Genomic DNA, 20,287 nt, shown 5'->3' on the forward strand with positions numbered 1-20,287 from the left:
TATGCTCGGCGACGCCGTCGAGCACACGCCCCATGCGCACGGTCGCGCCGGTGCGCGGCACGGACTCGCAGAAGACAGCGGTGCAGTTGGGCCTGGCGAAGATCGCCTGGGCGACATCCCGGCCGACCTTGCGCCGGTCCACATCCCAGGCAGCGACCACGCGAATGTCGCTTGGGCGATAGCCGCCCAGCTCCCAATGCATCAGCCCGACATGCTCGTTCGCGCCATCACGATAATGCGCCAGCCCCTGCACCAGCGAACTCGCGCAATTGCCCACGCCGACCAGCGCGACGTTGATGCCATGGGGCTCGGGCGACAGCATCAGGCGGCGCTCCGTTCGGCGGCGAGACGCTCGTCGCGGTTGAAGTTCAGCGGGTTGAGTTCGGGCTCCTGCCAGTCGGCGAGCGGCACCACCGGTGCGTCGAGCCGCTGGGGCTGAGCGGGCGCATAGCGGTTGATCATCCAGGCGCAGAAGTCAGCGAACGCCTGGGGGTCTTGCGCGGGGCTGGTGTGATGAGGGGCGACGCCCAGATGCTGCGGCGTGAAGCAGAAGGTGACGGTCACGTCGAAGTCGGCGAGTGCTTCCATCTGCCGGTCGAACCAGTCGATCGCGCCGGGGCGGAAGCTGTCAGCCCAGCTGAGCCCGGTGCGGATGCGGCGGGTGCCGAGCCGCTTCATCCACTGCACCGCCTCGTCGAGCCGCGGATCGTGGAAGTGGAACCATTGCATCAGGCCGACATCGGCGGCGTGCGTCGCATAGGTTTCGAGCGCGGGCTTGGGCGTGCCGTCCTCGCGGATCAGGCCGAGATAGAAGTGGCGGTAATAGGAGGAGCCCTCCGCCTCGCGGTGGCGTGTCTCCGCGCCCCAGCTCTGCGGCAGGTCGAAGAGCGAATACCAGAAAATGCGGGGCACGACGTCCCTGAGCAGCTCGGCGGTGCGCTGGAGGCCGAAGACCTGCACTTCCTCGGCGCCGAACGAGCTGACGCCGACTTCCGTCACCCACACCGGCTTGTCGGTCACCGCCTTGATCTCGGCGATCTTGTCCGGCCAGGCGCTGAGCGGCCAGAGATTCCAGTCGAGCGGGAAGCCGTGCACGGCGACGACGTCGACGCCATCGAGCGCGCCATGATCTTCCATCCGCCGCAGCCAGTGCGGGTCGATCGGCGACATGCCGCCCAAGACCCGCGTCATGGCCGCATTGACGGAGCGGATGGCTTGGCCGGCGCGGATCACATGGTCGGCGAACTGCGACCAGTCGGGGTCGATCTGGGGGTCCCAATGCGACTTGTTGTTGGGCTCGTTCCAGATCATTGCGGCTTCGATCAACGCGTATTCCCCTTGACTGGATAGACGGCGGCGGGTCCGTATTTGGCGTAAGGTACGGGCGCGACGCGGCAGAGATAGACGTCGGCCTCAGGTGTCCTCTCGACGGTGAAGCCCGCGGCGCGAAGCATCGCCATGCTGCAGGCGGCGTTCGGGGCCCACCAATTGGTCCAGTCGTGCGCGAACTCGCGCTCGATGAAATGGAGCTTGGGATAGCCGGGATCGTCGAAGAAGGCGGGCGGCTCGCCGGTGGCGGGATCGAAAAAGGGGTGATCCGAGGGCACGTCGAGCACCGCGCCCGATCCCTGCTGCAGCGTCTGGAACAGCATCAGGTCGCCGGCGACATGCTCGCGGATCAGGTCGAGCGCGAGCAGCGGGTGGCGGAGATGGTAGAGCACGCCCATGAAGATGACGAGGTCGAAGCGTTCGCCGAGCGTCGCTACGTCATAGACGGAAAGCTTGGCGAACTCGACGCCGGTAAAGCCCAGCGCCTCGGTGGCGAGCCGGGCCTGGGCCAGGTAGCGATCGTCGCTGTCGATGCCGAGCACGCGCTCCGCGCCGCGACGCTTCATCTCGACCGAGTAGAAGCCGGCATTGCAGCCGATGTCGAGGACGCTCTTGCCGGTCAGGTCGGCAGGGATCGCATCGGCGAACTGGGCGAATTTGAAGCGCGGATAGTCGCCGAGAAAATGATCGGGAGCGGTGGCGATGCCGTCGAGATCGATGTTGTGGAACCAGGGTCCGAGCGCTTCGATCCGCTGGCGCAGCGAGGCACTTCGTGTGTCGGCAAATCTCTCGTCGTCGCGGCTCAACTCTCGCCCCTTTTTTCCGGGACGCTCCGGCGGCTGGATAGCCGCCATGACACTTCCGGCTGTGGCTTTCGTTTCGCTAACGAACGGGTTGCAGCGCCGTTCCCTCGGTCAACGCCACCCAGCAACAAAGCTGTGAGCGCGTCATTTTTCAGTGCCTTCGTATCGGATGTGGAACCAGTGTCGGCGGTGCGACTTGATCCCGCCGATGAGCGATAGAATGGCGCAATGGGTGGCGGTGATGCGGGCGGAGCGCTACGCCGAGGCCTGGTCGCTCGGCGCGCTGGCTCTGGCCGAGCGCGACCCCGCGACGCGCGACGATCCGTCGCTGCCCTATCATCTGCGCTGGGTGTGGGACGGCACGCCTGTCGACGGACGGGACGTGCTGGTGCGCTGCTATCACGGGCTCGGCGACACGATCCAGTTCGCCCGCTTCCTGCCGCTGCTCGCGGCCCGCGCGGCTTCGGTGACCTTGGAGGTGCAGCCGCGCTTGCTGGAGCTGCTGCGGACGCTCGATGCCGGCTTGAGGCTGCACCCGTTCGATCCCGCGCGTCCGCTGCCGCCCGCGGAAGTCGATCTCGACGTCACCGAACTGGATTTCGCCCTGCGGGCGACGCCCGACTGCGCGCGCCCGCCCTATCTGCGCGCGCCCGCTGCGATCCTGCCGGCCGGCACGATCGGACTCTGCTACGGAGCGGGGGAGTGGGACGCGGACCGGTCGGTTCCCCCGGCGCACTTCGCCTCGATCTGCCAACGGCGCCCGGTACTCACGCTCGTGTCGGAGCCGACCGAGTTGGCCGTGCTGAACCTCGCCGGCTGTCCGTTCGACATCGGCGCCACGGCGGCACTGGTCGCCGGCTGCGCGCTGGTCGTCACCGTCGATACGATGATCGGCCATCTGGCCGGAGCGCTTGGCCGCCCGACCTGGCTGCTGCTGAAGGCGCAGCCGGACTGGCGCTGGAATCCGGCGCAGGCGTCGAGCCCCTGGTATCCTTCAGTGCGGCAATATGTGCAGCCGCGCGCCGGAGATTGGGAGAGCGTCATTGCCGCGGTGGAGCGCGACCTGGCGGCGCGTGAAGCGCTTGCGGAGAAGCAGGGATGATCGAAACGCCGCTCGTGCCGGTCTCGTGGGGCGAATTGCTCGACAAGATCACGATCCTCGAGATCAAGGCCGAGCGGATTGTGAGCGAGACGTCCCGGGCCAATGTCTTGAAGGAACTGAGACTGCTGTCTCGCACCGCGGGCGAGGTGCTGGCACGGTCAAACCTGCGCCAGCCACTGGACGATCTTCGTGCCGTCAACCGCGACCTTTGGGACATCGAGGACGGGATCCGCGCCGAGGAGGCGAGGGGGCGCTTCGGGCCAGACTTCGTCCGGCTTGCCCGCGCGGTCTATATGCGCAATGACGAACGCGCTGCGATCAAGCGGCGGATCAATGCACTGCTCGGCTCAGAGCTGGTCGAAGAGAAGAGCTATTGGAGCGGCGCGAACGCGCCGTTCATGCTGAGCGGCGAACCTGCCTGAAGGGCGTTGACCGCGAGGGACTCGAAAGCTATAGCGCCGCCACGCTCGCGAGGCCGGTTGTGACCCAAGGCTGCTCCTGGACGCGCGGGTAAGCTTGAACATTGTTGGCGCATGAGGGGCCGGGGGGCAGATGCCGCCGGGCTCTTTTGTTTTGAATGGTTCGGGCGCTGACAAAGTAACCGCCGGGCTTTCCGGTAACACAAGGTGAAGGGCTTCAATGCCGACGATCAATCAGCTGGTCCGCAAGGGCCGCGAGCCGCAGAAGGCCAAGTCCAAGGTCCCTGCGATGGAACAGAACCCGCAGAAGCGGGGCGTGTGCACGCGCGTCTATACGACGACGCCGAAGAAGCCGAACTCGGCGCTACGCAAGGTGGCCAAGGTCCGCCTGACCAATCAGCGCGAGGTCATCAGCTACATTCCGGGCGAAGGCCACAACCTTCAGGAGCACTCGGTGGTGCTGATCCGCGGCGGCCGCGTGCGCGACTTGCCCGGTGTGCGCTATCACGTGCTGCGCGGCGTGCTCGACACCCAGGGCGTCAAGGACCGCAAACAGTCCCGTTCCAAGTACGGCGCAAAGCGTCCGAAGTAAGCTCCGGACACGTTCCGGATTGAGCTGAAGAGAAGGAATACAAGAAATGGCACGTCGTCGTCGTCCCGAGAAGCGGGAGATCCTGCCTGATCCGGTCTATGGGGATCAGGTCCTGTCCAAGTTCATGAACAACATCATGCTGGACGGCAAGAAGTCGGTCGCCGAAGCGATCGTCTATTCGGCGCTGGAAACGGTCGAGCAGCGCGCGAAGCGCGAGCCGCTCGGCGTGTTCCATGACGCGCTGAACAACATCAAGCCGGGCATCGAAGTCCGCAGCCGCCGCGTCGGCGGTGCGACCTATCAGGTGCCGGTCGAGGTGCGTCCCGAGCGCGCCCAGGCGCTCGCGATCCGCTGGCTGATCACCGCCGCGCGCAACCGCAGCGAGAAGACCATGTCGGGCCGCCTGTCGGGCGAGCTGATGGACGCCGCGCAGAACCGCGGCAACGCCGTCAAGAAGCGCGAGGACACGCACCGCATGGCCGAAGCGAACCGCGCCTTCAGCCACTACCGCTGGTAAGTTTCGTACCTATATCGTGGGGAGTGGGCGTCCGTGCCTGCTCCCTACATCGCTAAGGAACCACGATCATGGCCCGCAGCCATCCGCTCGAGCGCTACCGCAATATCGGCATCATGGCGCATATCGACGCCGGCAAGACGACGACGACCGAGCGCATCCTCTATTACACCGGCAAGTCCTACAAGATCGGCGAAGTGCATGAAGGCACCGCCACCATGGACTGGATGGAGCAGGAGCAGGAGCGCGGCATCACGATCACGTCGGCCGCGACGACTTGTTTCTGGAACGACCACAGGATCAACATCATCGACACGCCCGGCCACGTCGACTTCACGATCGAAGTCGAGCGTTCGCTGCGCGTGCTCGACGGTGCGGTCGCGTGCTTCGACGGCGTCGCCGGTGTGGAGCCGCAGTCCGAGACCGTGTGGCGCCAGGCGGAGAAGTACAAGGTTCCGCGCATGTGCTTCGTCAACAAGCTCGACCGCACCGGCGCGAGCTTCGAGCGGTGCGTCGACATGATCAAGGATCGCCTGGGCGCCCGCCCGGCCGTGCTTTATCTCCCGATCGGCATCGAGAGCGGCTTCAAGGGCCTGGTCGACCTGGTCGAGAACCGCGCGATCATCTGGCTCGAAGAGTCGCTGGGCGCGAAGTTCGAATATCAGGACATTCCGGCCGACCTCGCCGACGCCGCCGCGACCGCTCGTTCCGAGCTGATCGAGATGGCCGTCGAGCAGGACGACGAGATCATGGAAGCGTATCTGGAGGGCCAGGAGCCCGACGCGGCGACGCTCAAGAAGCTGATCCGCAAGGGCACGCTGAACTTCTCGTTCGTGCCGGTGCTGTGCGGTTCGGCGTTCAAGAACAAGGGCGTGCAGCCGCTGCTCGACGCTGTCGTCGACTATCTGCCGTCGCCGCTCGACATTCCGAACGTCCAGGGCGTGAAGCTCGACGGCGAGACGCCGGACGAGCGTCCGGCCGACGACACGGCGCCGTTCTCGGCGCTGGCGTTCAAGATCATGAACGACCCGTTCGTGGGCTCCTTGACCTTCGCGCGCATCTATTCGGGCAAGCTCGAAAAGGGCACGGTCCTCAACACGGTGAAGGACAAGAAGGAAAAGATCGGCCGCATGCTGCTGATGCATGCCAACAGCCGCGAAGACATCGATGAGGCCTTTGCCGGCGACATCGTGGCCATCGCGGGTCTGAAGGAAACGACCACCGGCGACACGCTGGCGGCGCCGAACGCGCCGATCATCCTGGAGCGGATGGAGTTCCCCGAGCCGGTCATCGAGCTGAGCGTCGAGCCCAAGACCAAAGCCGACCAGGAAAAGATGGGCATCGCGCTCAACCGCCTGGCCGCCGAGGATCCGAGCTTCCGCGTGTCGACCGACCATGAATCGGGCCAGACCATCATCAAGGGCATGGGCGAGCTCCACCTCGAGATCCTGGTCGACCGCATGAAGCGCGAGTTCAAGGTCGAAGCCAATGTCGGCGCGCCGCAGGTGGCGTATCGCGAGTATCTCGCGAAGCCGGTGTCGATCGACTACACCCACAAGAAGCAGTCGGGCGGCTCCGGCCAGTTCGGTCGCGTCAAGGTCGAGGTGAAGCCGGGCGAACGCGGTTCGGGATTCCAGTTCTTCGACGAGATCAAGGGCGGCAACATCCCGCGCGAATATATCCCGTCGGTGGAGAAGGGCTTCCGCGAGACTGCAGAGACCGGTCACCTGATCGGCTTCCCGATCATCGACTTCGAAGTGCACCTGATCGACGGCGCCTACCACGACGTCGACTCGTCGGCCCTGGCGTTCGAAATCTGTGCCCGCGGCGCGATGCGCGAGACGGCGGCCAAGGCCGGCATCAAGCTGCTCGAGCCGATCATGAAGGTCGAAGTCGTGACTCCGGAAGATTATCTGGGCGACGTCATCGGCGACATGAACAGCCGGCGTGGCCAGATCCAGGGCACCGACAGCCGCGGCAACGCGCAGACCGTCGAGGCGCTGGTGCCGCTCGCCAACATGTTCGGCTATGTGAACCAGCTCCGGTCCTTCACCCAGGGCCGCGCGCAGTACACGATGCAGTTCAGCCATTATGACGAAGTGCCGCAGAACGTGGCCGACGAAGTGAAGGCGAAGCTGGCGTAACTTGAAAACAGCCGCTATGGGGCCGCGTTCTCGCGACTCCTGTGGCAGCGCAGAAACCAACTGAAACGGTAGGAAGACAATGGCGAAAGCGAAATTCGAGCGGACGAAGCCGCACTGCAACATCGGCACCATCGGTCACGTCGACCATGGCAAGACGTCGCTGACCGCGGCGATCACCAAGGTGCTGGCCGAAACCGGCGGGGCCACGTTCGTCGACTACGCCAACATCGACAAGGCGCCGGAAGAGCGTGAGCGCGGCATCACTATCTCGACCGCGCACGTCGAGTATGAGACCGGCCAGCGCCACTATGCGCACGTCGACTGCCCGGGTCACGCCGACTATGTGAAGAACATGATCACCGGCGCCGCGCAGATGGACGGCGCGATCCTGGTCGTGTCGGCCGCCGACGGCCCGATGCCGCAGACCAAGGAGCACATCCTGCTCGCCAAGCAGGTCGGCGTGCCGACCATGGTCGTGTTCCTGAACAAGGTCGACCAGGTCGACGATCCCGAGCTGCTCGAGCTGGTCGAGCTGGAAATCCGCGAGGAACTGTCCAAGCGCGATTTCGACGGCGACAATATTCCGATCATCGCGGGTTCCGCGCTGGCGGCGCTCGAGGACAGCAACACGGAAATCGGCCGTGACGCGATCCTGAAGCTGATGGCGGCCGTCGACGAGTGGATCCCACAGCCGGAGCGTCCGCTGGACAAGCCGTTCCTGATGCCGATCGAAGACGTGTTCTCGATCTCGGGCCGCGGCACCGTCGTGACCGGCCGTGTCGAGACCGGCGTCGTGAAGGTCGGCGAGGAAGTCGAGATCGTCGGCATCAAGGACACCCGCAAGACCGTCGTCACCGGCGTCGAGATGTTCCGCAAGCTGCTCGATCAGGGCCAGGCCGGCGACAATATCGGCGCGCTGATCCGCGGCGTCGGCCGTGAAGAGGTCGAGCGTGGCCAGGTGCTCTGCAAGCCGGGCTCGATCAAGCCGCACACCGAGTTCACCTCGGAAGTGTACGTGCTGTCGAAGGACGAGGGTGGCCGTCACACGCCGTTCTTCGCCAACTATCGTCCGCAGTTCTACTTCCGCACCACGGACGTGACCGGCGAAGTCGTTCTCCCCGAGGGCACCGAGATGGTGATGCCGGGCGACAACGTGCAGCTGTCGGTCAAGCTGATCGCGCCGATCGCGATGGATCCGGGCCTGCGCTTCGCGATCCGCGAAGGTGGTCGGACCGTCGGCGCCGGCGTCGTCGCGACGATCACCAAGTAAGCCTTTTCGGCTTGCATCGCCGCCCGGCTCCCCCTAGGGGGCCGGGCGGTTTGCAATTTATGTAAGCCCGGGTCGAACCGGGCATGGCTCTTTCGCATCGGTAGTGGACATGGAAACCCAGAATATTCGCATTCGCCTGAAGGCGTTCGATCATCGCGTTCTCGACCAGGCGACCGGCGACATCGCCGACACCGCACGTCGTACCGGCGCGCTCATCCGGGGCCCCATTCCGCTCCCCACGCGTATCGAAAAGTTCACCGTCAACCGCAGCCCGCACGTCGACAAGAAGTCGCGCGAGCAGTTCGAAGTGCGCACCTACAAGCGCATGCTCGACATCGTGCAGCCGACGCCGCAGACGGTCGATGCGCTGATGAAGCTGGACCTCGCCGCGGGTGTTGATGTGGAGATCAAACTCGCGTAAAGGCGCCTCTCTCTCGCGGAAAAGTGATTCACTTTTCTGTTCCCCGGCGTAGGCCGGGGTCCAGCGGAAACGCTGAACTGGGCACCGGCCTTCGCCGGTGAACACGAACAATGGGATACCGCAGGACGCTTCTTCAAGCGGCCTGGACTGCGTCCCCGCCATTCGCAGCGATGCGGATATCCGGCCCGGGCGGGGGCGTATCGAACATGGGCCGGGGCCTCGGGATCACCGAGGCCTTTTTCGTTGGCACGCTCCCGAAGCCTCACGGCGACGGAGCCTCTGTTTGGAAGGAACGGATCATGCGCACTGGCGTGATCGCAAAGAAGATGGGGATGACCCGCCTGTTCCAGGATGATGGCCGGCACGTGCCGGTGACCGTCCTGCAGCTGGAAAATCTGCAAGTCATCGGACGCCGCGAAGCGGATCGCGACGGTTATGTCGCGGTGCAGCTCGGCGCCGGCGCGGCCAAGGCGAAGAACGTTGCCAAGCCGCAGCGCGGCATGTTCGGCAAGGCGGAAGTCGAGCCGAAGGCGCGCATCGTCGAATTCCGTGTCGCCGAGGACGCGCTCCTCGACGTCGGTGCGGAGATCACCGCGGACCATTTCGTCGCCGGCCAGCTGGTCGACGTTTCCGGCCACACCCAGGGCAAGGGCTTTGCCGGCGCCATGAAGCGCTGGAACTTCGGCGGTCTGCGCGCGACGCACGGTGTGTCGGTTTCGCATCGCTCGCACGGTTCGACCGGCAACCGCCAGGATCCGGGCCGCGTGTTCAAGAACAAGAAGATGGCCGGCCATATGGGCGACCGTCAGCGCACCCAGCAGAATCTGGAAGTGGTCGGCACCGATGTCGAGCGCGGCCTGATCTTCGTGAAGGGCTCGGTGCCGGGTCACAAGGGCACTTGGCTCACCGTCAAGGATGCGGTGAAGGTCAGCCGTCACAAGGACGCGCCGTATCCGGCTGCGGTCCGGACCGCCCAGAACAACAATGACGCTCCTGCCGACACGCCCGCCGAGGCGCCGGCGCAGGACGCCACCGAGAGCCAGGAAGGCTAAGCGATGAAGGTCAAGGTACAGACCCTCGACGCCAAGGGTAACGGCGACATCGAGCTCAAGGACGAGATTTTCGGCCTCGAGCCCCGCGCCGACATCCTGCACCGCGTCGTCACCTGGCAGCTCGAAAAGCGCCGCGGCACCGCGCGCCCGACCCGTGAACGGTCGGACGTCGCCCGCACCGGCAAGAAGTTCGGCCGTCAGAAGGGCGGCGGCACTGCCCGTCACGGCGATCGCCGCGCCCCGGTGTTCATCGGCGGCGGTAAGGCGCACGGCGCCCGTCTCCGCGACTTCAATCCGTCGCTGAACAAGAAGATCCGCGCGCTGGGCCTGAAGATGGCGCTGTCGTCGAAGGCTCGGGACGGCAAGCTGATCGTCATGGACAGCCTCGCGGTTGCCGAGAACAAGACCAAGACGCTGAAGGGCAACCTGCAGGCGCTGGGCTTTGGCAAGACCGCGCTGGTGATCGACGGCGACCAGGTCGAGACGAGCTTCGCGCTCGCCGCGGGCAACCTGCGCGAGATCGACGTGCTGCCGGCGATCGGCGCCAATGTTTACGACATCCTGAGGGCCGAGACGCTGGTGCTGACCCGCGCGGCCGTCGAGAAGCTGGAGGCCCGCTTCAATGGCTAAGACCCAGACGGTCGACCCGCGTCATTACGACGTGGTGGTTGCGCCGCACATCACTGAAAAGTCGACGCTGCTGTCCGAGCACAACGCCGTTGTGTTCAAGGTCGCGAGCGACGCCACCAAGCCGCAGATCAAGGCGGCGGTCGAGGCGCTGTGGGGCGTGACCGTCACCGGCGTCAATACGATCACCCAGAAGGGCAAGACCAAGCGCTGGAAGGGCAAGCCCTACACGCGGTCGGATGTGAAGAAGGCCGTGGTGACGCTGAAGGACGGCGACACCATCGACGTGACGCAAGGGGTTACCCGGTAATGGCGCTCAAGCAATATAACCCGACGAGCCCGGCCCGCCGTGGCCTGATCCTCGTCGACCGCGCGAACCTCTACAAGGGCAAGCCGGTCAAGGCGCTGACCGAAGGCAAGCGCAAGAGCGGCGGCCGCAACAACAAGGGCCATGTCACTTCGCGTGGCATCGGCGGCGGTCACAAGCAGCGCTATCGCTATGTCGATTTCAAGCGTCGTAAGTGGGACATGTCGGCGACGGTCGAGCGGATCGAATATGATCCCAACCGCACCGCCTTCATCGCGCTCGTGAAGTATGAGGATGGCGAGCTCGCCTATATCCTCGCGCCGCAGCGGCTTGGTGCGGGCGACGTCGTTGTCGCCGGCAAGAAGACCGACGTGAAGCCGGGCAATGCGATGGAGATCGGCCAGGTTCCGGTCGGCACCATCGTCCACAATGTCGAGATGAAGCCCGGCAAGGGCGGTCAGATCGCGCGTTCGGCGGGCACCTATGTGCAGGTCGTCGGCCGTGACCGCGGCATGGTGATCGTCCGCCTGAACTCGGGCGAGCAGCGCTACATCCGCGGCGAGTGCATGTGCACGGTGGGTGCGGTGTCGAACCCCGACAACGCCAACCAGAACCTTGCCAAGGCCGGCCGCAACCGGTGGCTGGGCAAGCGCCCGCTGACCCGCGGCGTCGCCAAGAACCCGGTCGACCACCCGCATGGCGGTGGTGAAGGCCGGACCTCGGGCGGCCGTCACCCGGTCACCCCGTGGGGCAAGCCGACCAAGGGTGCGCGCACCCGTCACAACAAGGCGACGGACAAGATGATTATCCGCAGCCGTCACGCGAAGAAGAAGGGTTAAGAGATGACCCGTTCCGTCTGGAAAGGTCCGTTCGTCGAGCTCAGCCTGCTGAAGAAGGCCGAGACCGCGCAGGAGAACAATGCGCGTGCGCCGATCAAGACCTGGTCGCGCCGCTCCACGATCCTGCCGCAGTTCGTCGGGCTGACGTTCAACGTCTATAACGGCCGCAAGTTCGTGCCCGTGTCCGTCAACGAGGACATGGTCGGCATGAAGCTCGGCGAGTTCGCGCCGACCCGCTTCTTCCCGGGTCACGCGGCCGACAAGAAGGGCAAGCGCTAATGGGCAAGCAGGCAGCTCCGCGTCGCGTCGACGACAAGGAAGCGCTGGCGGTTGGCACCACCATCCGTGGCAGCGCGCAGAAGCTCAACCTCGTCGCCGGCCTGATTCGCGGCAAGAAGGCGGGGGAGGCGATGAGCATCCTCCAGTTTTCGCCCAAGGCGATGGCCGTGGAAGTGCGCAAGGTGCTCGCGTCCGCGATTGCGAATGCCGAGAACAATCACAATCTCGACGTCGACGCGCTGGTCGTCAAGGAAGCCAGCGTCGGCAAGTCGATCTCGATGAAGCGGTTCGCCACGCGCGCCCGTGGTCGTTCGACCCGGATCGTGAAGCCGTTCAGCCGTCTTCGCATCGTCGTGCGCGAGCAGGAAGAAGCATAATGGGTCAGAAATCCAATCCCATCGGTCTGCGCCTGCAGATCAACCGGACCTGGGACAGCCGCTGGTTCGCGGAAGGCGACGACTATGGTCGTTTGCTGCTCGAGGATCTTCGGATCCGCAAGCACATCATGAAGACGCTGCCGCAGGCGGCGATCTCCAAGGTGGTGATCGAGCGTCCGGCGAAGCTGTGCCGCATCTCCGTCTATGCCGCGCGCCCCGGCGTGATCATCGGCAAGAAGGGCGCGGACATCGAGAAGCTCCGCAAGACGCTGAACGCGATGACCGCGTCCGACGTGTCGCTGAACATCGTCGAGATCCGCAAGCCCGAGATCGACTCCAAACTCGTCGCCCAGTCCGTGGCCGACCAGCTGGAGCGTCGTATCGCCTTCCGCCGCGCGATGAAGCGCGCCGTGCAGTCGGCGCTGCGGCTGGGCGCCGAGGGCATCCGCATCACCTGCGCCGGCCGTCTGGGCGGTGCGGAGATCGCGCGGACCGAATGGTATCGCGAAGGTCGCGTGCCGCTGCACACGCTGCGCGCGAACGTCGACTATGCCGAGGCCGAAGCGCACACCGCTTATGGTGTGTGCGGCGTCAAGGTCTGGATCTTCAAGGGCGAGATTCTCGGCCATGATCCGACCGCGACCGACCGGCTGATGATGGAAGCGCAGACTTCCGGCGTGCGCCCCGCGCGCGACGAGCGCCGCTAAGGATAAGAGAACATGCTGCAACCGAAACGCACCAAGTTCCGCAAGGCCTTTAAGGGCCGTATTTCCGGCGACGCACCGGGCGGTACCCAGCTCAACTTCGGCGCCTATGGCCTGAAGGCGATGGAGCCCGAGCGGATCACCGCCCGCCAGATCGAAGCGGCCCGCCGCGCGATCACGCGCCACATCAAGCGCCAGGGTCGCCTCTGGATCCGCATTTTCCCGGACGTGCCGGTCTCGTCGAAGCCGGCCGAAGTCCGCATGGGCTCCGGTAAGGGCGCGCCCGAATATTGGGTCGCGCGCGTCAAGCCCGGCCGCATCCTGTTCGAGCTGGACGGCGTGCCAGGCGACATCGCCGCGGTCGCGTTCAGCCGCGCCGCGATGAAGCTGCCGATCAAGACCAAGGTCGTGGCCCGCCTGGGCGACACCTCGCACCTGGGAGCAGGCAAGTGAAGCAGAGCGAGCTCACGCCGATGACCGACGACCAGCTGTCCGAGCAGCTCGGGGCACTGAAGCGCGAGGCCTTCAACCTCTGCTTCCAGGCGGCCACCAGCCAGCTGGAAAAGCCGTCGCGGGTCCGCGAGGTGCGCCGCACCATCGCGCGCATCAAGACGATCCAGTCCGAGCGTTCGCGCTCGGCTGCGAAGTAAGGAAAACGGAAACATGCCGAAGCGCGTGCTGACGGGGACCGTAGTCTCCGACAAGACCGACAAAACGGTGGTCGTCCGTGTGGAGCGCAAGGTGAAGCACCCGCTCTACGGCAAGATCATTCGTCGGTCGAAGAAGTATCATGCCCATGACGAGGGCAACGAGTTCAAGGCCGGCGAGATCGTGCGGATCGAGGAGACCGCGCCGATTTCCAAGCTCAAGACCTGGCGCGTGGTGGATCGCGTCGCAGCAGCCGTCACGCCCGAGCGTGCGTCGGCCGAAGGCTAAGGAGGCACTGCCATGATTCAGATGCAGTCCAACCTGGACGTCGCCGACAACTCGGGCGCCAAGCGCGTCCAGTGCATCAAGGTGCTGGGCGGCTCCAAGCGGCGCACCGCCGGCGTGGGCGACATCATCGTCGTGTCCATCAAGGAAGCGGCGCCGCGCGGCAAGGTGAAGAAGGGTGACGTGCACCGTGCCGTCATCGTCCGCACCGCCAAGGACATTCACCGTCCGGACGGCTCGACCATCCGCTTCGACGGCAATGCCGCCGTGCTGGTCAACAAGAACGAAGAGCCGATCGGCACCCGCATCTTCGGGCCGGTGGTTCGCGAACTGCGCGCCAAGGGCCACATGAAGATCATCAGCCTGGCGCCGGAGGTTTTGTAATCATGGCTGCCGCCAAGATCAAAAAGGGTGACACGGTCGTCGTCCTGTCCGGCAAGGACAAGGGCAAGACCGGCGAAGTCACCCGTTCGCTCCCGAAGGACGGCAAGGTCGTCGTTTCGGGCATCAACATCGCCACGCGCCACAAGAAGCCGAGCCAGGTCGACCCGCAGGGCGGCCTGGAGCGCACGGAAGCGCCGCTGCATGTGTCCAAGGTCGCGCTTGCCGACCCGAAGACCGGCAAGGCCACCCGCGTCCGCTTCGAAACGCGCGACGGCAAGAAGGTCCGCGTGGCCGTCAAGTCCGGGGAGGTCATCAATGGCTGACACCTACACCCCGCGGATGAAGCAGCGGTACGACGACGTCATCGTCAAGGCGATGACGGAGAAGTTCGGCTACAAGAACCGCATGGAAGTGCCCAAGATCGAGAAGATCGTGCTCAACATGGGCGTGGGCGAAGCGACGCAGGACAAGAAGAAGGTCGAAGCGGCCGCCTCCGAAATGGAAGCGATCGCCGGCCAGAAGCCTGTCATCACCAAGGCGAAGAAGTCGATCGCGCAGTTCAAGCTGCGTGAAGGCATGCCGATCGGTTGCAAGGTCACCCTGCGCCGCGAGCGGATGTACGAGTTCCTCGACCGTCTGATCACCATCGCGCTGCCGCGCGTCCGCGACTTTCGCGGGCTGAATGCCAAGTCGTTCGACGGCCGCGGCAATTATGCGATGGGTCTCAAGGAACAGATCGTGTTCCCCGAGATCAACTATGACCGCATCGAAAAGGTGCGCGGCATGGACGTGATCGTCACCACCACTGCGAAGTCCGACGATGAAGCGCGCGAGCTGCTGCGTCTGTTCGGCTTCCCGTTCCCGCGTGAAGACGCGGACGAACAGAAGCAAGCGGCCTGAGGGCCTGGAGAACTTAAGTCATGGCGAAACTGAGTTCCGTGAACAAGAACGAGCGTCGCAAGAAGCTCGTCAAGCAGTACGCACCCAAGTACGCGAAGCTGAAGGCGATCGCGAACGACGAGAGCCGCGACGAGACCGAGCGTCTGATCGCGCGTCTCAAGATGGCCGAGCTGCCCCGCAATGCGAACCCGACGCGGATCCGCAACCGGTGCGAGATCACCGGCCGTCCGCGCGCTTATTATCGCAAGTTCCGTCTCGCTCGTGTGATGCTGCGCGATCTGGCCAACAAGGGCCTGATCCCCGGCGTGACCAAGTCGAGCTGGTAAGGATCAGAATATGGCATTGACCGATCCCCTGGGCGATCTGCTCACCCGCATCCGCAACGGCCAGCAGGCCCGCAAGGACAGCGTGGTCACCCCCGCGTCCAAGCTGCGCGCCCGCGTGCTCGATGTGCTGCAGCGCGAAGGCTATATCCGCGGCTATCGCGAAGAAGACGTCGCCGGCCATGCGGGGCTCCGCATCGAGCTGAAATATTTCGAGGGCCAGCCGGCGATCAAGCACATCGCCCGCGTCTCGAAGCCGGGCCGCCGCGTCTATTCGGGCAGCAAGGAGCTGCCGCGCGTGCGCAACGGCCTTGGCATCACCATCGTCTCGACGCCCAAGGGCGTTCTGTCCGACGCGGAAGCGCGCGAACAGAATGCGGGCGGCGAGGTTCTCGCAGAGGTGTTCTGATCATGAGCCGCATCGGTAAGAAACCGGTTCCCGTACCCGCAGGCGTCACCGCCACCGTCGAGGGCGGTCAGATTTCGGTCAAGGGTCCGAAGGGCACGCTGACCATGCCCCTCCGCGACGAGATCAGCTACTCGGTCGAAGGCGACGGCATCCTCGTCAAGCCGGCGAACGACACCAAGCAGGCGCGTGCCTTTTGGGGCATGCAGCGGACCATGGTGCAGAACCTGATCACCGGTGTGACCGAGGGCTTCACCAAGACCCTCGAGATCACCGGCGTCGGCTATCGCGCGAATGCCCAGGGCAAGACCCTGAAGCTGCAGCTCGGCTACAGCCACGACGTCAACTTCGACGTGCCGGAAGGCATCACGATCGCGACGCCCGACCAGACGACGATCAACATCACGGGGATCGACAAGCAGAAGGTCGGCCAAGTCGCCGCCGAGATCCGCCGCTGGCGCAAGCCGGAGCCTTATAAGGGCAAGGGCATCAAGTATCGCGGCGAGTATATCTTCCGCAAGGAAGGGAAAAAGAAGTAATGGCGAAGCTCTCCATCTTCGAAAAGCGTCGCCAGCGCGTGCGGACCTCGCTCCGCGCCCGCGCCGGTTCGCGTCCGCGCCTGTCGATCCATCGCTCGGGCAAGCACATTTATGCGCAGGTGATCGACGACGAGGCGGGCCGCACGCTCGCCGCCGCCTCGACCCTCGACAAGGATGTGAAGGGCCAGGCCGGCGCGACCAAGGACGCCGCGGCGTCGGTCGGCAAGCGTGTCGCCGAGCGTGCGACGGCTGCCGGCGTCAAGGCCGTGGTCTTCGATCGCGGCGGCTTCCTGTTCCACGGGCGCGTCAAGGCGCTCGCTGATGCCGCCCGCGAAGGCGGATTGGAGTTCTAAATGGCTGACGAAAACGAAATCCAGGCCGAAGGCGCCGGCGCTGCCGCCGGTGCTCCTGCCGAAGGCGGCGAGCGCCAGGGCCGCGGGCCCCGCGGCGGTCGCGGTCGCGGCGGCGGCGACAATCGTGGCCGTGGCGGTCGGGACGGCAATCGCCGTCGCGACGATCGCCGTGGCGGCGCCGAAGACGGCGGCGAAGAGCTGATCGAAAAGCTCGTCCACATCAACCGCGTGTCCAAGACCGTGAAGGGCGGCAAGCGCTTCGGCTTTGCGGCGCTGGTCGTGGTCGGCGACGGCAAGGGCCGGGTCGGCTTCGGCCATGGCAAGGCACGCGAAGTGCCGGAAGCCATTTCGAAGGCGACTGCTTCGGCCAAGAAGAAGATGATCCGCGTGCCTCTCCGCGAAGGCCGCACGCTGCACCATGACGGCAACGGCCGTTTCGGCGCCGGCAAGGTGACGCTGCGTTCGGCGCCGCAGGGCACCGGTATCATCGCGGGCGGCCCGATGCGCGCGATCTTCGAGAGCCTGGGCGTGGCCGATGTGGTGACCAAGTCGGTCGGCACGTCCAACCCGTACAACATGATCCGCGCGACCTTCGAGGCGCTCGGCGAGCAGACTTCGCCGAAGTCGGTCGCGCAGCGTCGCGGCAAGAAGATCGCCGACCTGCTCGGCCGCGCGCAGAACGCCACCGCCCAGTCCGCCGAAGCGGACGCCGCGATGGTGACGGAGTAAGCTCATGGCGAAGATCAAGATCAAGCAGATCGGCTCCCCGATCCGCCGCACCAAGGATCAGCGCGCGACGCTGATCGGCCTGGGCCTCAACAAGATGCACAAGGTCAGCGAGCTCGAGGACACCCCCGAGGTCCGCGGCATGATCCGCAAGCTGCCGCATATGGTCGAGGTGATCGAGGGCTAACCCTCCGCTCATTGCCGAATACGAGAAGGCCCGGACGGCACCGCCGCTCCGGGCCTTTTCCATGGCAGCCTTGGGCTGGCCGTTTCACGCAAGTGCCAGGCTGTTCGGCATGTGCCTGGGCGCGGCGGGGGCGGGGCCGAGATAGGCGTCGTCGAACTCGCCGATATCCTGGAGCCGGTGCCAATCGAAGATCTCGACGGTGCGCGCGCGGATTGCGGCCACGCCCTCGTCGCGAAGCACCTTGAGCGTGCGGTTCACATGGACCGAGGTGAGCCCGGTGGCGTCGGCGAGATTCTCCTGCGTCGTCGGCATCACGAACGTGCAGTGCGCGGTCTGCGGTGCGCCGTAGCGCCGCGCCATCTCGCAGAGGAGATGGGCCATGCGCGTGCGGGCATCCCGGCGGCCGACATTCACCACCCATTGCGCGGTGATCGCCGCGTCGATCATGCATTCGCGCCAGAACGCCTCTGCGACGGTCGACCGCGTCCGCGTCAGTTCGCGCAGGGCCGCGTGCGGGACCATCAGGATCGTGGTCGTGGTCAGCGCCTGGAGGCCGGAGGTCGGGTTGGGCAGTACCACCGAGTGGAGGTCCGCCATATCGCCGCTGATGTGGAAGGCGGTATACTGGCGCAGTCCGGCGTGGTTCTGCGAGAAGCGGGCGGCAAAGCCTTCCAGGATGAAACAGGCATGTTCGACTGGTTCTCCCAGCCGCACGAAATCGCGCTTCTCGGCGATCTGCGAAGTGCGGTTGGGCAGCGCGGCCAGTGCGTGCTGATCGTCCCTGCTGAGATGCGAATGCGCAGCGAGACGCGCGACGAATGGATATAGGTTGGACGAAATAGAGCCTGTCACAGCATGCTCCCCAGACTGCAAGCGGGAGCACATAGTATCTCTCAGCCGCCGGTGCCTGCGGGCCAAAATGCCGGCGATGCAAGCTTATAACATAGGCTGTGTCCGCCGCACACTTGAATCAAGTTAACCTAGATGCAGGAGAATAACCTGGTTGAGATGAACCTGCACCCAATGATGGTACGTGTTCACAAGCCGCGGCGGAGCCATGGCGACGGCGAGTTGAGGCCTCGGGCATGGCCCAGATCGGGACAGCTGTTGCAAGCTGATATGCGTTAGGCATCGGGCACTTGGCTCAATGTCGGATTGCCGACATAGCTCGCTTGCCGCCTGCAGTCCGCATGCGCCGGAGCCCGAGTTGATGAGCGATGCGGCAGCCTTGCGCGAAAAGGCCGAAAAGTGTCGGCGGCTGGCAGACGCCATCCGCGATCCGATCGCCGTTGAGGGCCTGAGCAAACTTGCGGAGGAGATGGATCGACAGGCCGCAGCGCTGGAACCGGACCCGAAGACCTCCGCCATCGGCTAGGGCAACAGGTGCCGGTCGCGTTCCGCTCAGCCGCGTTCGGCGCGGAGCCGGTCGGTGCGCGCAGCCTTCTCAGCCATTTCATGCCAAGCCTGTGCGGAGCGCAGATTTCGCTCGCGGACATTGGCGAGCACGGCCTCCGCAGCGGCGGCCTCCGCGGCTTGCGCCTGGGCGCGATATTGTTCGGCTTGGCTCATGATATTTTCCTTGGGCGGCCGGAAGAGGCGGACGCATGCGCCCGCCTCCGCTTGAAAAGGTCAGGCCGACTGGAGATTGACCGCGCTGGTCTTGCCGCGGCGGTCGGTCTCGAGCTCGTAGCTGACGCGCTGATCGCGATCGAGGGTGCGCATGCCGGCGCGCTCGACGGCGGAGATGTGCACGAAAGCATCCGTGCCGCCGTCCTCGGGCTGGATGAAGCCATAGCCCTTGTCGGCGTTGAAGAACTTGACGGTTCCGGTGATCATGAGAGTCTTCCTTCGTTAGAACAGGCGTCCGACTGCCGGTGCGCCCGAGCAGCAGCTGCAGGGAGAGAAGGAAGAAGGAGCCGCAAAGCGCCAAAGACCGTCAGTTTGCGACCGTAGCGCGCGACAATTGGGGCGCGTGCGGGAGATGCGCAAGGGGGCGCGGCAATTCGTCGGCCCGTTACGCATTTGTCGCACAGCGCATTAACCCCGTGACAAACCCATTAGCCGCCGCTATGCGCCCCCGCTTCCATCCATCTGCGCGAACACAGGGAAACCGAGTGCTATGAAACTGAACGAAATCCGCGACAATCAGGGCGCGCGTAAGTCGAAGATGCGGGTCGGACGGGGCATTGGCTCCGGCAAGGGCAAGACCGGCGGCCGCGGCCAGAAGGGCCAGAAGAGCCGCGAGGGCGTCTCCATCGCCGGCTTCGAGGGCGGCCAAATGCCGCTCCACATGCGGCTGCCGAAGCGCGGCTTCAACAACATCTTCGCCAAGGATTATGCCGAGGTGAACCTGGGTGCGATCCAGAAGCTGGTCGATGCCGGTACGCTCGATGCGAACGGCACGATCGACCATGCCGCGCTGAAGGCCGCAGGCGTGGCGCGCGGCGGCAAGGACGGCGTGCGCGTGCTCGGCAAGGGCGAGTTCTCGGCCAAGCTGAACTTTAGCGTCGCCGGCGTGTCGAAGGGTGCGCGCGAGGCGATCGAGAAGGCCGGTGGTTCGGTGTCGGTGATCGAGGTCGTGCCGGCCGCGGAGAAGGCTGCGGCCAAGAAGAACAGCGTCCGCGACGCGAACCGCGCCGCACGCGGCCAGGCGCCGATCCCCGCCAAAGCGTAAGCTTTCGGTCCGATAGCCGTTCGTGCTGAGTAGAGACCGAGTAGCTGCGCCAGCAGCGTATCGAGGGCTCGTATCGAAGCATC

Annotated in this window: 33 protein-coding genes and 1 pseudogene; 28 read left to right on the forward strand and 6 right to left on the reverse strand. The window is 65.2% G+C overall.

Annotated features, from left to right (window positions below):
- From HJG53_RS11560 to HJG53_RS11570, 3 genes and pseudogenes are all read right to left on the reverse strand, one after another.
- Positions 1-322, reverse strand: a pseudogene (locus tag HJG53_RS11560) (inositol-3-phosphate synthase); the annotation flags it as partial.
- Positions 322-1,326, reverse strand: coding sequence for a glycosyl hydrolase (locus HJG53_RS11565; protein WP_171130753.1), 1,005 nt, complete (start codon positions 1,324-1,326; stop codon positions 322-324). The gene HJG53_RS11565 and the pseudogene HJG53_RS11560, both read right to left, overlap by 1 nt.
- Positions 1,323-2,135 carry a TIGR04290 family methyltransferase gene (locus HJG53_RS11570; RefSeq protein WP_254447720.1) on the reverse strand — a complete coding sequence of 271 codons (813 nt, stop codon included), beginning with the start codon at positions 2,133-2,135 and terminating at the stop codon, positions 1,323-1,325. Before HJG53_RS11570 ends, HJG53_RS11565 begins: the two co-directional genes overlap by 4 nt.
- A 205-nt stretch (positions 2,136-2,340) precedes the next feature.
- Here HJG53_RS11570 and HJG53_RS11575 point away from each other — a divergent pair, with 205 nt between their 5' ends.
- From HJG53_RS11575 to rpmD, 26 genes are all read left to right on the forward strand, one after another.
- Complete coding sequence (locus tag HJG53_RS11575) at positions 2,341-3,234, forward strand: glycosyltransferase family 9 protein (RefSeq protein WP_254447721.1); 894 nt, start codon at positions 2,341-2,343, stop codon at positions 3,232-3,234.
- On the forward strand, positions 3,231-3,656 hold the full coding sequence (locus HJG53_RS11580; protein WP_171130758.1) for a DUF6165 family protein: 426 nt from the start codon (positions 3,231-3,233) through the stop codon (positions 3,654-3,656). Before HJG53_RS11575 ends, HJG53_RS11580 begins: the two co-directional genes overlap by 4 nt.
- A gap of 217 nt (positions 3,657-3,873) precedes the next feature.
- Positions 3,874-4,245, forward strand: coding sequence for a 30S ribosomal protein S12 (rpsL, locus tag HJG53_RS11585; RefSeq protein ID WP_019831557.1), 372 nt, complete (start codon positions 3,874-3,876; stop codon positions 4,243-4,245).
- Between the two features lie 46 nt (positions 4,246-4,291).
- Positions 4,292-4,762 (forward strand): 30S ribosomal protein S7, encoded by a 471-nt coding sequence (rpsG, locus tag HJG53_RS11590; RefSeq protein ID WP_171130760.1) that lies wholly within the window; start codon positions 4,292-4,294, stop codon positions 4,760-4,762.
- A 68-nt stretch (positions 4,763-4,830) separates the two neighbouring features.
- Positions 4,831-6,903, forward strand: a complete 2,073-nt coding sequence (gene fusA / locus HJG53_RS11595) for an elongation factor G (protein ID WP_171130762.1) — start codon at positions 4,831-4,833, stop codon at positions 6,901-6,903.
- Between the two features lie 79 nt (positions 6,904-6,982).
- Positions 6,983-8,173, forward strand: a complete 1,191-nt coding sequence (gene tuf, locus HJG53_RS11600) for an elongation factor Tu (protein WP_171130764.1) — start codon at positions 6,983-6,985, stop codon at positions 8,171-8,173.
- Between the two features lie 109 nt (positions 8,174-8,282).
- Entirely contained in the window at positions 8,283-8,594 is a 312-nt protein-coding gene (gene rpsJ, locus HJG53_RS11605) for a 30S ribosomal protein S10 (RefSeq protein WP_046347132.1), read from the forward strand.
- A gap of 299 nt (positions 8,595-8,893) precedes the next feature.
- Entirely contained in the window at positions 8,894-9,646 is a 753-nt protein-coding gene (gene rplC, locus HJG53_RS11610) for a 50S ribosomal protein L3 (RefSeq protein WP_171130766.1), read from the forward strand.
- 3 nt (positions 9,647-9,649) lie between these two features.
- On the forward strand, positions 9,650-10,276 hold the full coding sequence (gene rplD, locus HJG53_RS11615; RefSeq protein ID WP_171130768.1) for a 50S ribosomal protein L4: 627 nt from the start codon (positions 9,650-9,652) through the stop codon (positions 10,274-10,276).
- Positions 10,269-10,583: a 50S ribosomal protein L23 gene (locus HJG53_RS11620; RefSeq protein WP_171130770.1), complete on the forward strand. Its 315-nt coding sequence runs from the start codon at positions 10,269-10,271 to the stop codon at positions 10,581-10,583. The genes rplD and HJG53_RS11620 overlap by 8 nt, the downstream gene beginning before the upstream one ends.
- On the forward strand, positions 10,583-11,419 hold the full coding sequence (gene rplB / locus HJG53_RS11625; protein ID WP_171130772.1) for a 50S ribosomal protein L2: 837 nt from the start codon (positions 10,583-10,585) through the stop codon (positions 11,417-11,419). The genes HJG53_RS11620 and rplB overlap by 1 nt, the downstream gene beginning before the upstream one ends.
- Positions 11,420-11,422: 3 nt before the next feature.
- Positions 11,423-11,698 carry a 30S ribosomal protein S19 gene (gene rpsS, locus HJG53_RS11630; RefSeq protein ID WP_171130774.1) on the forward strand — a complete coding sequence of 92 codons (276 nt, stop codon included), beginning with the start codon at positions 11,423-11,425 and terminating at the stop codon, positions 11,696-11,698.
- Positions 11,698-12,075: a 50S ribosomal protein L22 gene (rplV, locus tag HJG53_RS11635; RefSeq protein WP_171130776.1), complete on the forward strand. Its 378-nt coding sequence runs from the start codon at positions 11,698-11,700 to the stop codon at positions 12,073-12,075. The genes rpsS and rplV overlap by 1 nt, the downstream gene beginning before the upstream one ends.
- Positions 12,075-12,782 (forward strand): 30S ribosomal protein S3, encoded by a 708-nt coding sequence (rpsC, locus tag HJG53_RS11640; RefSeq protein WP_171130778.1) that lies wholly within the window; start codon positions 12,075-12,077, stop codon positions 12,780-12,782. Before rplV ends, rpsC begins: the two co-directional genes overlap by 1 nt.
- Positions 12,783-12,794: 12 nt before the next feature.
- The gene (rplP, locus tag HJG53_RS11645) at positions 12,795-13,232 is read left to right on the forward strand and encodes a 50S ribosomal protein L16 (RefSeq protein ID WP_171130780.1); all 438 of its coding nucleotides are present in this window, start codon (positions 12,795-12,797) and stop codon (positions 13,230-13,232) included.
- On the forward strand, positions 13,229-13,429 hold the full coding sequence (gene rpmC, locus HJG53_RS11650; RefSeq protein WP_171130782.1) for a 50S ribosomal protein L29: 201 nt from the start codon (positions 13,229-13,231) through the stop codon (positions 13,427-13,429). Before rplP ends, rpmC begins: the two co-directional genes overlap by 4 nt.
- Positions 13,430-13,442: 13 nt before the next feature.
- Entirely contained in the window at positions 13,443-13,715 is a 273-nt protein-coding gene (gene rpsQ, locus HJG53_RS11655) for a 30S ribosomal protein S17 (protein ID WP_046347142.1), read from the forward strand.
- A gap of 12 nt (positions 13,716-13,727) precedes the next feature.
- Positions 13,728-14,096 (forward strand): 50S ribosomal protein L14, encoded by a 369-nt coding sequence (gene rplN / locus HJG53_RS11660; RefSeq protein ID WP_171130784.1) that lies wholly within the window; start codon positions 13,728-13,730, stop codon positions 14,094-14,096.
- 2 nt (positions 14,097-14,098) lie between these two features.
- The gene (gene rplX, locus HJG53_RS11665; protein WP_171130786.1) at positions 14,099-14,419 is read left to right on the forward strand and encodes a 50S ribosomal protein L24; all 321 of its coding nucleotides are present in this window, start codon (positions 14,099-14,101) and stop codon (positions 14,417-14,419) included.
- A complete protein-coding gene (rplE, locus tag HJG53_RS11670) occupies positions 14,412-14,996 on the forward strand; it encodes a 50S ribosomal protein L5 (protein WP_171130788.1) in 585 nt (194 codons plus the stop codon). The genes rplX and rplE overlap by 8 nt, the downstream gene beginning before the upstream one ends.
- 20 nt (positions 14,997-15,016) lie before the next feature.
- The gene (rpsN, locus tag HJG53_RS11675) at positions 15,017-15,322 is read left to right on the forward strand and encodes a 30S ribosomal protein S14 (RefSeq protein ID WP_171130790.1); all 306 of its coding nucleotides are present in this window, start codon (positions 15,017-15,019) and stop codon (positions 15,320-15,322) included.
- 10 nt (positions 15,323-15,332) lie between these two features.
- Positions 15,333-15,728, forward strand: coding sequence for a 30S ribosomal protein S8 (gene rpsH, locus HJG53_RS11680; RefSeq protein ID WP_171130792.1), 396 nt, complete (start codon positions 15,333-15,335; stop codon positions 15,726-15,728).
- 2 nt (positions 15,729-15,730) lie between these two features.
- On the forward strand, positions 15,731-16,264 hold the full coding sequence (gene rplF, locus HJG53_RS11685) for a 50S ribosomal protein L6 (protein ID WP_171130794.1): 534 nt from the start codon (positions 15,731-15,733) through the stop codon (positions 16,262-16,264).
- On the forward strand, positions 16,264-16,617 hold the full coding sequence (gene rplR / locus HJG53_RS11690; protein WP_171130795.1) for a 50S ribosomal protein L18: 354 nt from the start codon (positions 16,264-16,266) through the stop codon (positions 16,615-16,617). Before rplF ends, rplR begins: the two co-directional genes overlap by 1 nt.
- Positions 16,618-17,346: a 30S ribosomal protein S5 gene (gene rpsE / locus HJG53_RS11695; protein ID WP_254447722.1), complete on the forward strand. Its 729-nt coding sequence runs from the start codon at positions 16,618-16,620 to the stop codon at positions 17,344-17,346.
- Between the two features lie 4 nt (positions 17,347-17,350).
- Positions 17,351-17,530: a 50S ribosomal protein L30 gene (gene rpmD / locus HJG53_RS11700; protein ID WP_010545738.1), complete on the forward strand. Its 180-nt coding sequence runs from the start codon at positions 17,351-17,353 to the stop codon at positions 17,528-17,530.
- Between the two features lie 84 nt (positions 17,531-17,614).
- Here rpmD and HJG53_RS19145 read toward each other — a convergent pair whose 3' ends face one another.
- Complete coding sequence (locus tag HJG53_RS19145) at positions 17,615-18,382, reverse strand: Crp/Fnr family transcriptional regulator (RefSeq protein ID WP_171130797.1); 768 nt, start codon at positions 18,380-18,382, stop codon at positions 17,615-17,617.
- A 355-nt stretch (positions 18,383-18,737) separates the two neighbouring features.
- Here HJG53_RS19145 and HJG53_RS11710 point away from each other — a divergent pair, with 355 nt between their 5' ends.
- On the forward strand, positions 18,738-18,905 hold the full coding sequence (locus HJG53_RS11710; protein WP_171130799.1) for a hypothetical protein: 168 nt from the start codon (positions 18,738-18,740) through the stop codon (positions 18,903-18,905).
- 26 nt (positions 18,906-18,931) lie between these two features.
- Here HJG53_RS11710 and HJG53_RS11715 read toward each other — a convergent pair whose 3' ends face one another.
- Together HJG53_RS11715 and HJG53_RS11720 are read right to left on the reverse strand one after the other, a co-directional pair.
- Positions 18,932-19,099, reverse strand: a complete 168-nt coding sequence (locus tag HJG53_RS11715) for a hypothetical protein (protein WP_171130801.1) — start codon at positions 19,097-19,099, stop codon at positions 18,932-18,934.
- A gap of 60 nt (positions 19,100-19,159) precedes the next feature.
- Positions 19,160-19,366, reverse strand: coding sequence for a cold-shock protein (locus tag HJG53_RS11720; RefSeq protein ID WP_171130803.1), 207 nt, complete (start codon positions 19,364-19,366; stop codon positions 19,160-19,162).
- A gap of 283 nt (positions 19,367-19,649) precedes the next feature.
- Between HJG53_RS11720 and rplO the strand changes: the two genes are divergently transcribed.
- Positions 19,650-20,204, forward strand: a complete 555-nt coding sequence (gene rplO / locus HJG53_RS11725; protein ID WP_171130805.1) for a 50S ribosomal protein L15 — start codon at positions 19,650-19,652, stop codon at positions 20,202-20,204.
- Positions 20,205-20,287 lie beyond the last annotated feature (83 nt).

Source organism: Sphingomonas sp. ID1715 (assembly GCF_013044515.1).
In the GTDB taxonomy this organism is placed as follows: domain Bacteria; phylum Pseudomonadota; class Alphaproteobacteria; order Sphingomonadales; family Sphingomonadaceae; genus Sphingomonas_B.